Source organism: Chryseobacterium sp. FH2, from assembly GCF_001045455.1.
Lineage (GTDB): Bacteria > Bacteroidota > Bacteroidia > Flavobacteriales > Weeksellaceae > Chryseobacterium.
The window spans coordinates 80,054-95,185 of the sequence record NZ_LFNE01000013.1 but is presented as its reverse complement, the minus strand read 5'-3'; the positions used below and the strand labels follow the sequence as shown (position 1 = coordinate 95,185).

The 15,132-nt window shown below is 33.4% G+C and carries 15 protein-coding genes and 1 tRNA gene; 5 read left to right on the top strand and 11 right to left on the bottom strand.

Annotated features, from left to right (window positions below; all coding sequences use genetic code 11):
* Nucleotides 1–120 precede the first annotated feature (120 nt).
* Nucleotides 121–1,278: a site-specific integrase gene (locus tag ACM39_RS17245; RefSeq protein WP_048512291.1), complete on the top strand. Its 1,158-nt coding sequence runs from the start codon at nt 121–123 to the stop codon at nt 1,276–1,278.
* Between the two features lie 82 nt (nt 1,279–1,360).
* Here ACM39_RS17245 and ACM39_RS17240 read toward each other — a convergent pair whose 3' ends face one another.
* The 4 genes from ACM39_RS17240 to holA form a co-directional block, all read right to left on the bottom strand.
* Nucleotides 1,361–2,572 carry a site-specific integrase gene (locus ACM39_RS17240; protein WP_048512290.1) on the bottom strand — a complete coding sequence of 404 codons (1,212 nt, stop codon included), beginning with the start codon at nt 2,570–2,572 and terminating at the stop codon, nt 1,361–1,363.
* A gap of 254 nt (nt 2,573–2,826) precedes the next feature.
* Nucleotides 2,827–2,911: transfer RNA gene (locus ACM39_RS17235), tRNA-Ser, on the bottom strand.
* 216 nt (nt 2,912–3,127) lie between these two features.
* A complete protein-coding gene (gene trxB, locus ACM39_RS17230) occupies nt 3,128–4,069 on the bottom strand; it encodes a thioredoxin-disulfide reductase (protein WP_048512289.1) in 942 nt (313 codons plus the stop codon).
* Nucleotides 4,070–4,230: 161 nt separating this feature from the next.
* The gene (gene holA / locus ACM39_RS17225; RefSeq protein ID WP_048512288.1) at nt 4,231–5,268 is read right to left on the bottom strand and encodes a DNA polymerase III subunit delta; all 1,038 of its coding nucleotides are present in this window, start codon (nt 5,266–5,268) and stop codon (nt 4,231–4,233) included.
* A gap of 7 nt (nt 5,269–5,275) precedes the next feature.
* Between holA and ACM39_RS17220 the strand changes: the two genes are divergently transcribed.
* From ACM39_RS17220 to ACM39_RS17210, 3 genes are all read left to right on the top strand, one after another.
* A complete protein-coding gene (locus ACM39_RS17220) occupies nt 5,276–5,704 on the top strand; it encodes a type I restriction enzyme HsdR N-terminal domain-containing protein (protein ID WP_048512287.1) in 429 nt (142 codons plus the stop codon).
* Nucleotides 5,705–5,788: 84 nt separating this feature from the next.
* A complete protein-coding gene (locus ACM39_RS17215) occupies nt 5,789–6,403 on the top strand; it encodes an HAD family hydrolase (RefSeq protein WP_048512286.1) in 615 nt (204 codons plus the stop codon).
* A 99-nt stretch (nt 6,404–6,502) separates the two neighbouring features.
* Nucleotides 6,503–7,246, top strand: coding sequence for a dienelactone hydrolase family protein (locus tag ACM39_RS17210; protein ID WP_082140642.1), 744 nt, complete (start codon nt 6,503–6,505; stop codon nt 7,244–7,246).
* A 152-nt stretch (nt 7,247–7,398) separates the two neighbouring features.
* Here the strand turns inward: ACM39_RS17210 and ACM39_RS17205 are convergent, their stop codons facing one another.
* The 4 genes from ACM39_RS17205 to ACM39_RS17190 are packed head-to-tail and all read right to left on the bottom strand — an operon-like array spanning nt 7,399 to nt 9,441.
* Complete coding sequence (locus ACM39_RS17205; protein WP_048512285.1) at nt 7,399–7,764, bottom strand: cupin domain-containing protein; 366 nt, start codon at nt 7,762–7,764, stop codon at nt 7,399–7,401.
* Between the two features lies 1 nt (nt 7,765).
* Complete coding sequence (locus ACM39_RS17200) at nt 7,766–8,290, bottom strand: GNAT family N-acetyltransferase (RefSeq protein WP_048512284.1); 525 nt, start codon at nt 8,288–8,290, stop codon at nt 7,766–7,768.
* A 3-nt stretch (nt 8,291–8,293) separates the two neighbouring features.
* Nucleotides 8,294–8,899, bottom strand: coding sequence for a DUF2911 domain-containing protein (locus ACM39_RS17195; protein WP_048512296.1), 606 nt, complete (start codon nt 8,897–8,899; stop codon nt 8,294–8,296).
* 29 nt (nt 8,900–8,928) lie between these two features.
* On the bottom strand, nt 8,929–9,441 hold the full coding sequence (locus ACM39_RS17190) for a methylated-DNA--[protein]-cysteine S-methyltransferase (protein WP_048512283.1): 513 nt from the start codon (nt 9,439–9,441) through the stop codon (nt 8,929–8,931).
* A 104-nt stretch (nt 9,442–9,545) separates the two neighbouring features.
* On the opposite strand from ACM39_RS17190, the gene ACM39_RS17185 reads away from it, so the two are divergent.
* Nucleotides 9,546–10,394, top strand: a complete 849-nt coding sequence (locus tag ACM39_RS17185) for a hypothetical protein (protein WP_048512282.1) — start codon at nt 9,546–9,548, stop codon at nt 10,392–10,394.
* A 56-nt stretch (nt 10,395–10,450) separates the two neighbouring features.
* On the opposite strand, the gene ACM39_RS17180 is transcribed toward ACM39_RS17185, so the two are convergent.
* From ACM39_RS17180 to ACM39_RS17170, 3 genes are read right to left on the bottom strand one after another with little or no spacing between them, the layout of a single operon-like run.
* A complete protein-coding gene (locus ACM39_RS17180; protein WP_048512281.1) occupies nt 10,451–11,503 on the bottom strand; it encodes an alpha/beta hydrolase in 1,053 nt (350 codons plus the stop codon).
* Nucleotides 11,487–12,758 (bottom strand): PepSY-associated TM helix domain-containing protein, encoded by a 1,272-nt coding sequence (locus tag ACM39_RS17175; RefSeq protein WP_082140641.1) that lies wholly within the window; start codon nt 12,756–12,758, stop codon nt 11,487–11,489. Before ACM39_RS17175 ends, ACM39_RS17180 begins: the two co-directional genes overlap by 17 nt.
* A 55-nt stretch (nt 12,759–12,813) precedes the next feature.
* Nucleotides 12,814–14,985: a TonB-dependent siderophore receptor gene (locus tag ACM39_RS17170; protein WP_048512280.1), complete on the bottom strand. Its 2,172-nt coding sequence runs from the start codon at nt 14,983–14,985 to the stop codon at nt 12,814–12,816.
* Between the last annotated feature and the right edge of the window lie 147 nt (nt 14,986–15,132).

Below are 15,132 nucleotides of genomic sequence, written 5' to 3'. Positions count from 1 at the left end.
CGGCATAGGTTTTCCCATATCTGCAAATACTTAAGCATAGCTGTTGATTTGTATCAGTTTAAATATCTCTATATTGTAATTTAAACATTTATTTACTTCACAAATACTTCACTTGTAATTATGAGTATACAGATAAGCTATCGCTTTATAATAAAAAAAGAAAAGAACAAAGAAGGGTTATATCCAATTTATTTGAGAGCATTTTTAAAAGGAAAGAAAATAGAAATTGCAACACCTGTAAAAATTCCTATGCGAGACTGGTCATTGAGAAGTCAAAGGGTAAAATCTCAAAATAATCAATATGCAAGGTATAATATGATATTGGAAGCAATAGATAAAAAATCCATCAAGTTGCTGGTGGATAATTTTTTAAATGAAGAATATCCTTTATCATTAGTACAGTTCAAAGACCGCTTACTGGGCTTGAATCATAATTTAACAGAACAAAGTTTTACTGATTACATTCTCAGTTATTTAGAAGAGCATAAAACAAAATTTAAGTCAGAAACTTGGTTCGGATATAAATCTCAGATTTCCAAGATTCTTAAATTCAAGAAAGAAATTCTCTTTTCAGATATTAACGAAAAATTCATAAACGATTACAAGGTATATATGCTAAAAACTTTGGGAAATAATGAAAATACTGCCAGTAAAAGCTTGAGAGTGCTACGAACATTTGTAAATATCTCTATGCGCTTCGGCTACATAAAAACGAATCCATTTCAATATACTTCCATAAAAAAAGTTGATGGTAAGAGAGATTTTCTTTCCATTAAAGAGCTTAACAAACTTACCGATTATTATTCAAAGAATAATTTAATGAAACCATTAGAGAAAAATATTCTCAGTTATTTTTTATTTGCTTGCTATACAGGGCTTCGGTTTTCTGATTTAAAAACATTCTCGACCGAGTCTATAATTGATAATTCTATACATCTTCGTATGCATAAGACCGGGTATTTAGTAAATATTCCCCTAAGTAAAAAAGCAAAAATGTTTCTTCCATCTAAAACTTGTGACGGAAGCAATGTTTTCAGAATGTATTGTAACAAAGTGACCAATAAAGTATTAAAAAGAATAGGAACAGAGCTTGGATTTAATAAAAAGCTTACTTGTCATGTAGCTAGACATACATTTGCTACTACGTCAATTTCATTAGGAATTCCAATAGAAGTAGTAAGTAAATTATTAGGACATACAAGTATTCGTACAACGCAAGTTTATGCAAAAATAGTTGATACAGTTAAAATAAAGGAGATGAAAAAGTGGGATAAGTAGTATATTAAGTATAAAGAATATTATAATCAAATATCACAGTATCGAGTCAAATTCGATACTGTGGATATTCTTTGATTTTTTATCATTGAAATTTTCCTCTTAAAACCGCCATATCATCACTCACTTTCTTATCCAAAATCTTCGCATAGTGCTGGGTGGTTTTTATATTCGTATGCCCAAGCATTTTGCTCACACTTTCAATAGGAACACCATTTGACAAAGTAACAGTAGTCGCAAACGTATGTCTTGCAATATGGAATGTTAAATCTTTATTAATTCCACAAACACTCGCAATTTCTTTTAGATACGAATTCATTTTCTGATTGCTGAGAACAGGAAAAAGCACATCTGAATTGACGCATTGCGGATGATTCTCATATTTTAAAACGATTTCTTGAGCTAAAGGCAATAGCGGAACTCGGGTTGAGGTATCGGTCTTTTGACGATGTGTAAAAATCCATTGATCACCATCAAACCCGACATTGATGTTAGATTTTGATAATTGCTTGACATCCACATAAGCCAATCCGGTATAGCAGCTAAAAAGAAAAATATCCCGAACTTGGTTCAATCGATCTGATGCAAATTTCTTTTCATAAATCATCTGGATTTCTTCCTTGGTAAGGTAAGGACGCTCTACAGCTTTGATCTTTGCTTTATAGCCGAGAAAAGGGTCTTTCGTGATCCAGCCGTGAGCCATACATAATCGGATGATCTTTTTGAAATTTTTGAGGTATTTAACGGCTGTATTGTTTGCACATTTACGCACACTGCGCAACCAGAAATCATAATCACTGATAAAGCCGTGATCGATTTGCGTGATATCAATATCAGAAACTTTGTATTTCCAAATGATGAATTCCTGAGTATGCTTTAAAGAAGTTTTATAACGCTCCAACGTGCCTGGGGCAAAATCCTGACCGACCAATGCTTCCACTTTGTCATTATGTTCCTGAAAGATGGGAATAAGCATTCTTTTCTCAATATCCGTTCCAAGCAGTTTAGATTTTAAACTCTCTGCAGTAACAACAACTTCCTCTTTCAGCATCAAGAAGTGGAAATCATATACTTGTTGTTCTAAAGTTTTAAGATAAGAGTTCAGTGTTTTGGCTTCTTGACTATTACCTACGGCTTTCTGTGATTTATTATCCCATTTCTGTGGGTCGATGTACCTTTTAGCGGCAATATCCGCTGCCTTGCCATCTATCGTGATTCGTAAGTAGATGGGTGCTGTTCCGTTTGTTCGGATTTTATTCTTTTTTATAAAGAATAACAGGTTGAATGTTTTGTTCATTGTGTGGTAACTTTAATTGTTTAATAATTTAGTTTTTGTTACCACTTTTTGCAAGATGTACAATCGTTAGACTGCCTATTAGTCGGGTTTCCCTGAATTTTTCGTGACCTATTTTCAAATTTTAAGGATGGGTCACGGAATAGGTCATAAAAATCGTGACCTATTTTGATTTTTTTTGACTCTAGCGTAAAAACAAAAAACGCTGTAAACATTGATGTTTACAGCGTTTTAGCTTATTTTAGTATCTCTACCAGCGGAGAGTGAGGGATTCGAACCCCCGGACCTGTTACAGTCAACAGTTTTCAAGACTGCCGCAATCGACCACTCTGCCAACTCTCCTTTAAACTCCGATGTTATCTTCGTTTTCAGTGGTGCAAATATAGAACGTTTTTCTTTATTGCCAAAATATTTTTAAAACAAATTTTAACAAAAATTAATAATCAGCTAAAAATCAGTTTAATTATTTTTCTGAACCTTGATTAATTCTATAAAATACCCGAATTAAAATAAAAAAACACACCCGAAAAGATGTGTTTCATATTGAATTTAGTAAAATTAATGTAATTCAGCGAGATACTTTTCAGCATCCATAGCAGCCATACAACCACTTCCTGCGGCTGTAATAGCCTGTCTGTAGATATGATCCTGAACATCTCCGGCTGCAAAAATTCCGGGAAGATTTGTTCTTGAAGCTCCTTTTTCAGTTGCAATATATCCGTTTTCATCCAAATCGATTTGCCCTGCGAAAATATCCGTATTGGGCTTGTGGCCAATCGCTATAAAAATTCCATGAACATCGATTGTTGATTTTTCCCGAGTTTGATTATTGATAACAACAGCCCTTTCTACCAAATTGTTTTCTCCTTCAATTCCAATTAATTCGTGATGGAATTTCACTTCAATATTGGGTGTATTCTGAACCCTGTGAATCATTGCTTTAGAGGCTCTGAACTCACCTTTTCTAACCAACATCGTCACTTTATTGCACAATTTTGAAAGATAGGTAGCTTCTTCCGCTGCCGTATCACCCGCACCCACTACTACAACATCTTTTCCTCTGTAGAAAAATCCGTCACAAGTGGCACATGCTGAAACACCTCCTCCATTATACTTTTTTTCGTCATCAAGACCTAAATATTTTGCAGTAGCTCCGGTAGAAATAATAACCGTTTTGGCAAAAATTTCCTTATTTCCGGCATATAGTTTGTGAATACCGCCAACTTCTTTAGAAAATTCAACTTTAGTAATCATTTCATAATGCACTTTTGTGTCGAATCTCTCCGCTTGTTTTTGCAAATCCATCATCATTTCAGGACCTGTAATACCCGCTGGATAACCCGGAAAATTATCAACCTCCGTAGTTGTAGTTAATTGTCCGCCCGGCTCCAGACCTGTGTATAATTCAGGTTTTAAGTCTGCTCTTGCTGCATAAATTGCCGCTGTGAAACCAGAAGGCCCGGATCCAACGATCACACAATCTAAAATGTTTTGCTCCATAATTTGCTTTTCAAAAGATTTAAAAATTTCCGACTGCTAATTTCGTAATTTTTAATATGTAATTAAAGTTATTTTAATGATACTTGTCAATATCAAACATGTGAATTGTCAATGATAAAATAAAAATCGATAGACAAAATCTTCTATAAGTTTTCAGGTTTTTATACTTTCATTTTAATCTTATCAACATTGATAATCTTGTATACCAGCTCTTTAATTAATTCTGCTTCGTTCATATTAACTGCTCCCAAACCTTTTCCTTTCATATCAAACTCTCTTAAAATTGAGATCACCCTGGTAGCATGTTTTAAAGGATACAACCTTGCAGATTCAGCATAATCTTTAATAAAATAAGGATTAACACCCATTTGGGAAGCAATAACTTGTGGTGGCTGACCAATCATCGTATTATAAATAATAACGTTTGAGAAGTAGTTATACAAACTCGCCAGCATCATCACAAAAGGATTATTCTTAGGATTTTTACCCATAAAATGAGCAATTTTAAATGCTGCGTTGGCATTTTTTGTTCCTAAAGCTTTCTGCAACTCAAAAACATTATATTCTTTGCTGATTCCGATGTGGTTTTCGATAATAGTTCCGTCTAAAACCTCTCCTTCTTTAAGAATAATTTTAAGTTTGTTCAATTCATTCGCAATCCTGGAAAGATCATTTCCAAGATATTCTGCCAACAAATGAGAGATATTCGGAGCGGTTTTTATATTTAATTTAATACATTCGTCAGCAATCCATTTCGGAAGATTATTTTCCTTGATAGATTCACTCAAAAATAATGCGTTTAATTTATCTAAAGATTTCGTAACCTTTTTACGACTGTCTAATTTCTTGTGTTTGTGAGCAAAAACCAAAACTGTTGACGGGACAGGATTTTCAACATAAGCTTCCAAAGCTTTGCTTTCGTTGTCATTTAATTTTAAATCCTGCGCTTCTTTTACAATAAGCACCTGCTTATCACCCATCATCGGAAATTGTCTCGCCAAAGAAAGAATTTCCTGATAAGTTGTATCTTTTCCATAGATAACGGTCTGATTGAAAGCTTTTTCATCTTCATTCAAAAAGTCATGTTCAAGTGCTTTTACAGCCAGATCAATAAAGTAAGGCTCTTCTCCGTGGAAAAAATAAATCGGTAAAACTTCTTTATTTTTAATACTTTTGAGGATTAAATCTAATTCTTTCATCTTATAAATGGAACTTCCAAAACTGAATTTTCAGGAAACTTTTGATTTTAAATTCAAGAGAGACAAAGATAAGTTTTTTATTTATGATTTAGTTCGTAAAACTTACCTTTTACTTACCCCTGAAGAATGGGTAAGGCAACACTGGATACACTATTATCTGACCGTAAAGTCCTACTCTACATCTGCTTTAATTACTGAAAAAAAGATAGTTTTAAACGGTTTAACGAAAAGAATTGACCTTTTAATTACAAAAAAGACAGAGCCCATAATTTTGGTTGAATGTAAAGCTCCACATATTAAATTAACGGAAAAGACATTTGAACAAACGGCAAGGTATAATTCCATTATCGGAGCCAAAGAAATTATTTTAACGAATGGTTTACAGCATATCAACGCTTTTTATGAAAATGAACAATATCTGTTTTATAAGCAATAATTTTTTTTACCGCTCTGAAAAAAACGAAGTGACAAGAACCTGTTTATTCTTAAATAACGACGATAAAAATAATTAAATCTTACTATGGAAATTAAAAATATCATATTCGATTTTGGAGGTGTTTTAATGGACTGGGATCCCAGATATTTTTTCAAGGAATATTTTAATGATGATGAGAAAATGGAATATTTTCTTGAGAATATTGCTCAATCCGAATGGAACGAAGAGCAAGACAGAGGAAGATTACTGTCAGAAGGCACTGAAATCCAGGTGAAAAAATTCCCTGAATGGGAAAAGGAAATCAGAGCTTATTATGATAACTGGAGTGTAATGCTGAAAAGTGATATTCCCCATAATGTAGAAGTCCTGAAAAAGCTTGGAAAAACTGATTATCAATTATATGGCTTAACAAACTGGTCAGAAGAAACTTTTCCTTACGCATTGGAAAACTACGATTTTTTTCAATTATTTGATGGAAAAATTGTGGTTTCCGGAACTGAAAAATTAATCAAACCTGATCCGAAAATCTGGTATGTTTTATTGAAAAGGTATAATCTTCGGGCAGATGAATCTGTTTTCATTGATGATAATCCAAAAAATATTGATATAGCACAATCTTTAGGTTTTCATACAGTCCATATTACTCCGGAGACAAATTTAGAACAAGAATTAATTGATTTAGGTGTAAAATTCAATTAATCGGAAACTTTATAATATTCTATTAATCCTCATTATAAGTTATTTTTATTAATTTAGATGAGGATTTTTAATTCCCGTTCACTTAAACAATTACAAAATATGATACGTTCAATCTTACTAACAGTATTACTTATGGCTTCAGGAAATGTTTTCAGTCAAAATCTTAAACCGGTTGCTTATCAGGATGGTTCACAAAAACTGAATGGTTTGATAACTTCCAATACAGGAAAAAAACTTCCTGGAGTTTTGATTCTTCCCGCCTGGAAAGGAATTGACGATGAAGCAAAAACAGCGGCTGCCGAACTTGAAAAACAAGGTTATATTGCTTTTATTGCTGACATTTATGGTGAAGGGAATATCCCGACAAATTTGGATACAGCAGCAAGAAATTCGGGATATTACAAGAAAAACTATGACGCTTACCAGAAAAGAATTTCATTAGCTTTAGAAGAGTTGAAGAAAAATGGGGCAATTTCTGATAAAATTGCAGTAATTGGATATTGTTTTGGCGGGGCAGGAGCTTTGGAATCTGCCAGAGGAAATCTACCAGTAGTGGGAGTTGTTTCGATTCATGGAAGCATCGGAAAAGATCGAAACAGGGCAAACGGACCGATTTCCACTAAAATCTTAGTTGAAAATCCCGCAGATGACCAAGGCGTAACCCCGGAAGATTATAATAACTTAATCAAAGAAATGAACGAAGGAAATGCAGATTGGCAGATTATTACTTATGCTCATTCAAAACATACTTTTACTGATCCGAAATCACCGGACTACAACGAAGTAATGGCCAAAAGAGCCTGGAATCATACGCTGATGTTTTTGAAAGAAATTTTGAAATAAGCTTCAAAAATTAAACAGTTTTTTGTTATTATGAAAGTAGCCAAGGAATGACGGATTTACCTTAAATAATCTTAACTTCTTACAATAAACTTAATGGTTAAAAAAAGAAATTCTTCCTATCGTCAAATGACAAAAAACTGTTTATTATAATTTTAATTTTCTTCTTCTCTATTTACAAGGTCAATCGAGAAAGCAGGAAGACAAACTGCAATATATTCGCAGGGTTCAGAAAATGGGTTGCTGTAACGGACTCTTGCTCCTTTTTCAACCAGAATACTTTGTCCTTTTTCCAACACCATGATTTCTCCGTCAACTTCAAATTGCTTTTTTCCTGAAATGATTATTGTAAATTCATCAAATTGAGGAGTTTGATGCGGTTCACTCCAATTTGGCGGAGCAACCATATGTGCAATGGAAATATTGGAATTATTCGTAGAATTGCCCCAATGCTCTTCAATTAATTTCCCATCTGTTGTAGGAACTACAAATGGTGATTTTTGAATTTTATATTTTTTCATATCAATGGTTTTCTTTTTTGATCTCGTAAACAAAATTAGTTCTTGCCGGTTCTCCGAAATAAGCAACTTCTTCTTCGGCAATTTTTTGCCCGCCAAGCCTTTCCAATGCGATCTGTGAACGGAAATTTTCTTTTCCAATATGAAAATGAACAGTATCTACAAACTGGAAAATATAATCCAGCATTATTTTCTTTATCTGAGGATTAATACCCCTTCCCCAAGATTTTGTCCCGTAAAAAGTATATCCGATAAAAATACTGTTTTTATTTTCATTAAAATCGTAAAAACGAGTACTTCCAAGCACATTTCCTGTTGTTTTTTCAATTATTTTAAAAGCACCTTGGCTATCCATTGCACCTTTAAAAAAGTTTTCGAAAGCTTCTCTCTGATAACGGTCTTTATTGGGGTGTTGTTCCCAGACCTTCGGATCGGAAGCCACTTCGTATAAAGACTCAAAATCCCCTTGCTGTAAGGGGATTAATTGATATTCCTGATTTTCTAAAACAGTCTGGATAGAGAAATTCATTTTTTAGCTTTTTGTTTTTGCTGCTTCAGACTCTATTTTTTTGATTTCTTTCAGTTTATCAGAAATTTTGATTACTGCATCTGGTTTTGCAGGCTTTAAAGCAATTTCTGCCTGCGCCATATCCCATTTGATGACCAGATTTCCTGAATTTTCGTCTGTTGGGTTCAATGTAATTTCAAACCACTCTTGCTTATCTGCTAATTTATTAACAGGAACGGTAACATCCACAACATCCTGTTTTGGATCGTATGTATAAGCACCCCATTGCTGAAAATCTTTATTTAAAATAACTTTCCATTCTTTTTCTGTCGGAACAATGAATAATCCGTATGTTCCTGCAGGAACAATTTTCCCCCCGAAGTTGACAGATTGTCCGAAAGTAATTTTTGTGGATGAGTTTGCTCCCGCTCTCCAAACCTGACCGTAAGGCACTAAATCTCCAAAGATTTTACGCCCTTTTACTCCCGGTCTGCCATAATCGATAGTAATTTTAGACATAGAGAACTGCTGCTCTACTTTCTGGCGCGGACTCGCTACCGGAACAGAATAATCCTGAGCAAAACTGAAAGCTGAAGCTGATATGCAAACTGCAAATAGTAACTTTTTCACGTGTAAATTTTTGCTTAAAAGTACAAAAATCAAAACAAAATAGCCTTCTCCAACTCCAATAATTTTTGCTTTCTCCAAATTCCTCCTGCATAGCCTACCAACTCACCATTTGAGCCAATAACACGATGGCAGGGAATTAAAATTGCAATTTTATTAATCCCGTTTGCTGTTCCGACCGCCCGGATTGCTTTTGGATTTCCCAGAAATTCAGACTGTTGCTTATAGGTTCTGATTTCGCCCATCGGGATTTCCCTTAGCAATTGCCAGACTTTTTGCTGAAAATCAGTTCCTTTAATAAATAAAGGAATTTCAAATTTCTCTCTTCTTCCTTCAAAATATTCTTTTAATTCTGACTCTAATTGTTTGAAATGATGATGTTCTTTTTCTTCAATTTCTGCATTTAAAGATTTTGATAAAGATTTAAACTGATTTTCAATATTTTTTCTGTCAGTAAATTCCAGCAGGCAAATTCCCTCGTCTACTGCACAGGCAAACATATCTCCAAGAGGTGTTTCTATGGTTTTACGGTATACATTTTTCATCAATATAAAATTAATAATTTTTTAGAATCCATGGTTTCTTTTAAATGTAATTACATTTCTTTTTATTATTTTTAAAGCAAATAACTAATAATCAAATCATAAAAATGTTTGAAAAATCAATTTTACTGTTATTCTTCCTTACTTTATTCTCTATTGTAAAATCCCAGGAAACAATCCCTTTTAGAATTACGAAACATAATAATATCATTGTCAAAACTTTGGTAAATGATAAAGACTCCCTCGATTTAATGTTTCAAATTGCGATGGAAGATGCCTCAATTTCTCCTGAACGTCAAAGAAAAACGGATCATATTATATTTAAAGATGATATCAGCGATGGTAATATTGTAAAAATCGGAAACAAAAAATATGAAAATATCAGATTTTTCGATAATGAATATACCGGGCATGAAGCAGACGGAAAAATCGGGACAGGAATTTTCAAAGGAAAAATCTTTAAAATTGATTATGATAATAGCCAATTTCTTATATATGATATGATGCCGGATTTGAAAGATTATGAATCAACACCTCTATTTTCAGAAAACGGGCAATTTTATATCGCTGCAGACAATATTTTTGACAATCAGCAACAGGAGGTTTACTTTTTACTGCAATCGGGATATTCCGGTGCAATACTTTATAGCAATCAGTTTGCAGATGGAAAAGAATTGGATAAAAAATTAAGAGTTACAGGCGAAAAAACATTAAAAAATTCTGCAGGACAAAGCGTGATTACAAAACAAGGCGTTTTATCTCATTTGAAATTAGGAAGTATGGTTTTAAAAGATGTCTCAGCCGGGTTTTTTGCGGGTGGCCTGAAAACTCAAAAAGTAAACTATTTCGGGGCAGATTTATTAAGACGTTTCATTTGGATTTTCGATGCAGAAAGAAAAACGGTATATTTTAAACCAAGTAAATATTTTTCAGCACCTTATTATAAAATTCTCTAAAAAAACCTCACTTCTAAAAGTGAGGCTTCTGATAGTAAAATACGCTTTAGGGTTATTTAATTTTTATAAAGCTTATTCTTCAAATCAATGAAAAATTTTTCTGATTTTCCGAATTGATTTTTATTCATAAAAGAAATAATAACGTTTAGGTACGCTTCTGAGGGAATAAATTCTGTCCCTATATTTCCTGAAAATTTTTTATAGTTATTTTCCAGATTTTCAGGAGCTTCTGACAACTTCTTAATATCTGTTTTAAAACCTTTAAAAATAAATTTCAAAGCATCATAATTTGCAGGATATGAGACATTTCCGTGTATTTCATCTTCATAAAACCTATGTTTAAAATTCAATGTTTTATCCACTTCAACTAAATTTTTAAACTCCTGAATAGCATCTCCCATGTCTGAATTCCAGTTTTTATTTTGCTCTTCATTATTAGCCTGAGCAATATATAAGAATTTATTTTCCGGAAACTTTTTATTTTTGGTTATATAATTTTTAGTTTTAGAAATCAATACTTTATCATCCCACCACAGACTTGGATCATTTGCAACATAAGCATTAAAATAATCCGGATGAGCAAGCAAAGTATTCACCGTGAAAAGGCCTCCAAAAGAATGCCCGACAAGGATTGAATAATTTGCAGTTCTGTAAGTTTTATTAACGAAAGGTTTAAGCTCTTCCTGAATAAACTTTATAAAATTTTCACTTCCGCCACTGTTTTCAAACAAAACCTGACTGGGATTTACCGGGCTTTTCTTTGATGATTTTGTGGGTGTAAGATCTCTTGTCCTATCAGTATTTTTTATTGCAATTACAATAAACTCTGGAATATCTGCATAGGGTTGCTTTGATAAAAAGTCAGTCATGGGAGCATAATATTCAAAATTAATCTCCGCATCTAAAAGGTAAATGACAGGATATTTTGCAGGTTTTATACCAGGATCATTATAATTTTTAGGCAAATGAATCAAAATTTCTCTTTTTTCGTTAAGAATTTTAGAAAATACCTCTTGTTTTTCACCTAGAACAATTTGATTCTGTGCATTGCAAATTGAACTTAAAATAATGCATAATATAAAAATTATAGTCTTAAACAGGTTGCTCATAATGGATTTTTGTTCTGTGTTGATGAATATTTTTAACTTCTTTTGTCTTCGTGGTTGATTTATTTCTTCGGCCCCACCAAATTATGAAACCTGTAATCGGGAGGCTAGAACAAATAACTCCAATGATAAATGTGAAAATTTTACCAAAAATACCACCCCAATATCCAACATGTAAATCAAAGTTCATATGCTCAATTACTTCATACATCTGAACTTCTTTAGGATAAATGATTTCTTTGCCTGTGTACTTATTGGTTTCCATACTTTTCCCATTGCTCAGGCTTTTTAAGCCTATAAATTCAGCCGCTACCACATGATATACGGTCGCGGAATCGTTCCTTGGGATACTCATTCTGAATTGCTTTGCTTCCGGAAATTCTTTGAATTTTTTATCTGCAAAATCAGAATATGACAAAGCTTTTTTTTGAGAATCATATTGAGGTTCATATTTTTCGGCAATTGCATGAGCATCCGAAGTTCCTCCAAAAACATTTTGTGTAAGATTTGTCAATACTTCATATGCCATGATAAGTCCCGTAATCGTAAGAAATAATGCCGGCAGCAAGGTATAAAACCCTAAAACATTGTGTAAATCATAGTTTTTCCTTCTCCATTTTGTTCCTGATTTTATCTTAAATGCAGTGGTTCTGGTAGTTTTATTCCATTTTTTTGGCCACCATAAAATTAAGCCGCCTATTAATTGAACAAAAAATATAATGGAAGCAATTCCTACAACCGTTTTTCCAAATTTTCCCGCCAAAAGCTGGGCGTGGATATGGGCAACAACATAGAAAAATTCATAACTTTTTGTAGAACCAATGACTTTTCCCGTATATGGATTCAAATAATGATAAGCAAAAACACCTCTCGGACCACGATCTTTTTTAGGCTTCTCTGTCTTTTTAACATTTTTATCTTTGGGAGGTTTTATCGCCGATGCCACACGGAAACTTCTCCCGGCATCTTTATAAGTATCAAAATAAAATGCTTTTCTATCCGGAACCTGCTTATGAAACTGAACCAGTAATTCCTCGGGAGACATTCTTTTTACATTTGCCGGAGCTTCAACATATTTTGCACTTCCACCACACCAGTCAATAATTTCATCACAAAAAACGAACATCGTCCCGGAAAGCGTTACCGCCAGTAAAATGATTCCCGAAACCAATCCTAGCCATAAATGCAGCCATCCGGTTATCCTTTTCGTAAGAGATTTTCCTTGTTTTTTCTTTTTTTCTACTTTCTTATTTTCCATAGGTATAAAATACATCAGAGCGGCAAGAACTTACCGCTCTTATTGATTTTTAGTATTAAAATTTAAATGCAAAATTGGCTAGAATTTCTCTTGGTTTTTGTGGCTGACCATAGAAGTTCCAATACGTTTCATTAAGTGCATTATTCATTTTCAGACCAATTCTGTATTTCTTCTTATCATAGAAAATTGTGGCACCTACCGAAGTGTAAGATGGTGCAAGAAAATGATTGGTAATATTGATATATGTTTTATCTACATAATTGAACCCGGCTCCGAAGCCTAATCCTTCGTAAGTTCCGTTCATGATTTTATAACTTGTCCAAAGATTGGCAACATGCTTTGGTGTCCAGGCAATCCTCTTCCCGTGATTCACACTTCTGTCATCATAACGATTGTCATTGTATCCATAACCGGCAACAATATTTAAACCATTGACAGGATTTACAATGAAATCTACTTCAATTCCTTGGTTTTTAATTTTTCCATCCTGAATACTTCCTAAGCCACCCGGTACAGCAATTACTCTGTTTTTCACATTCATATTGTAGTACGTAATAGTAGAAAGCAGCTTTTTATTAAACAAATCTAATTTGAAACCAGCTTCGAATTGATTCCCCTGCTCGGGTTCCCATTCAGTAAGAACTCCGTCCTGGTTTAAAGAAGGTGCATAGTTTTTGAAGCCATTTACATAATTGGCAAAGAAGGAAATTTCGCTTTTAATAATTTCATATACCAAACCGAATTTTGGCGAAAACTGGGTCTGTTTGTATTCTCCTGTACTCTCTACCCCATTATCTGTTGTATTTTCATTTTTATAATTGTCCATTCTTAAACTTGCCATTACCAGGAAATTGTCTGTAATATTTAAAACGTCAGAAATATATGCGCTAAAAGTACTGAATTGAGTAATTTCATATTTTGTACCTGTTCTTGGTATCTCTTTTATAACATCTCTTGAAATCGGAGTCCAAGGTGAATTAGAATTAAGTACTACAATATCATTTCCTTCTGCAGTACCATATTGAGGTGTAAATACACCATTCAGCGGATAAGGTGCAAAGACAGAATTTGAATTATTCCCGACTTTATACATAGGATACTGATTTTTAGTTGTTTGCTGGAAATAATCAAAACCTACAACAATACGGTTTCTAAGATTCCCTATTTTAAAATCACCATTGAAATTTTGCTGAATATTATCTGTAGTAACTTTATAATTATCAAAAGGACGAATACTTCTGCTCACTGAGTTATTATCTAAATAATTTAATACCAAAAAAACCGATTCATTTTCATTTGCTTCTCCTCTCTGATATGAGGTTCTTGAAGTCCATTGATCATTAAATTTGTGAGAAACTTCCGCCATTGTGACAAAGTTTGTTCTTTTTGAACCAATATCATTGCTTGTAAAAGATCTGCGGTGGGCTACTTCCAAATCTTTCATAGAGCCAATTGTCAGTTTTTCAGACTGTCTTACATAAGCATTCAAAGTCTTCTCCGGTGCATGGAACTCTGTGTCTAAAGTAACGGTAGTTTTATCACTTACCTTGTACAAAAGGCTACCTGAGAAAAATAAACCTTTATTATATCCTGCATCCTGAAAGGAATCCTGAGAATAAGCAGCAATATTGAATCTTGCTAAAGCTGTTTTTTCTCTGTTTAAAGGGGTATTAACATCAGCAGTAATCCTATTCATCCCCCAGCTTCCTGTTGTATAATTGATAATACCTCCGAAATTTTCCTGAGGTTTTTTAGTGATTACATTGACCACGCCACCATAATTGGCCAGCGTTCCGCCAAATAAAGTTACTGAAGGCCCTTTTATCACTTCTACCCTTTCAATGTTTGCAATTTCTGACTGTACTCTCGGATTTTGTAATAATCCGTTTCTGAAATTTGCTGAAGACGAAAAGCCTCTCAGAAAAATATCGTTTCCACTGTCATTCACACTATTATTTACCACCACTCCGGGAGCAGAAGCCAATGCTGTATTAAAATCCACAGCATTCATCTCACTGATAATTTCCTTAGGAACAATGTTGTAAACAGTTGGATTTTCCAGGTTTTCCAAAGGAAGTCTGGCTACTGATTCAGATTTCTTCGTTCTGTAATTATTTGTACCTTGTAGTGAAACTGCCTGAATTTCAGAAACCCTTACAGTATCAGTTTCCTGTGCGCTCAATATCGAAGCGACCAGTAACGACGCTGAAATAATAGTTTTTTTCATTATATATAATTAAGTTAGTTTCACAAAATTATCTTATTTTTATTAATTCTAAATAAAAACATGACACATCTCATATACTAAACCTTAAAAAATTCATCAAAAAAAATAATTTTCAATAAAATAGAAACCATTTATATGATTTAAAAT

Excerpts from the sequence above, each read along its gene's own strand:
- ACM39_RS17210 (WP_082140642.1), top strand. The coding sequence starts at position 6,503 with ATGATACGTTCAATCTTACTAACAGTATTACTTATGGCTTCAGGAAAT.
- ACM39_RS17180 (WP_048512281.1), bottom strand. The coding sequence starts at position 11,503 with ATGAGCAACCTGTTTAAGACTATAATTTTTATATTATGCATTATTTTA.
- trxB (WP_048512289.1), bottom strand. The coding sequence starts at position 4,069 with ATGGAGCAAAACATTTTAGATTGTGTGATCGTTGGATCCGGGCCTTCT.
- ACM39_RS17215 (WP_048512286.1), top strand. The coding sequence starts at position 5,789 with ATGGAAATTAAAAATATCATATTCGATTTTGGAGGTGTTTTAATGGAC.
- ACM39_RS17205 (WP_048512285.1), bottom strand. The coding sequence starts at position 7,764 with ATGAAAAAATATAAAATTCAAAAATCACCATTTGTAGTTCCTACAACA.
- holA (WP_048512288.1), bottom strand. The coding sequence starts at position 5,268 with ATGAAAGAATTAGATTTAATCCTCAAAAGTATTAAAAATAAAGAAGTT.
- ACM39_RS17170 (WP_048512280.1), bottom strand. The coding sequence starts at position 14,985 with ATGAAAAAAACTATTATTTCAGCGTCGTTACTGGTCGCTTCGATATTG.
- ACM39_RS17240 (WP_048512290.1), bottom strand. The coding sequence starts at position 2,572 with ATGAACAAAACATTCAACCTGTTATTCTTTATAAAAAAGAATAAAATC.
- ACM39_RS17200 (WP_048512284.1), bottom strand. The coding sequence starts at position 8,290 with ATGAATTTCTCTATCCAGACTGTTTTAGAAAATCAGGAATATCAATTA.
- ACM39_RS17220 (WP_048512287.1), top strand. The coding sequence starts at position 5,276 with ATGGAACTTCCAAAACTGAATTTTCAGGAAACTTTTGATTTTAAATTC.
- ACM39_RS17185 (WP_048512282.1), top strand. The coding sequence starts at position 9,546 with ATGTTTGAAAAATCAATTTTACTGTTATTCTTCCTTACTTTATTCTCT.
- ACM39_RS17175 (WP_082140641.1), bottom strand. The coding sequence starts at position 12,758 with ATGGAAAATAAGAAAGTAGAAAAAAAGAAAAAACAAGGAAAATCTCTT.
- ACM39_RS17245 (WP_048512291.1), top strand. The coding sequence starts at position 121 with ATGAGTATACAGATAAGCTATCGCTTTATAATAAAAAAAGAAAAGAAC.
- ACM39_RS17190 (WP_048512283.1), bottom strand. The coding sequence starts at position 9,441 with ATGAAAAATGTATACCGTAAAACCATAGAAACACCTCTTGGAGATATG.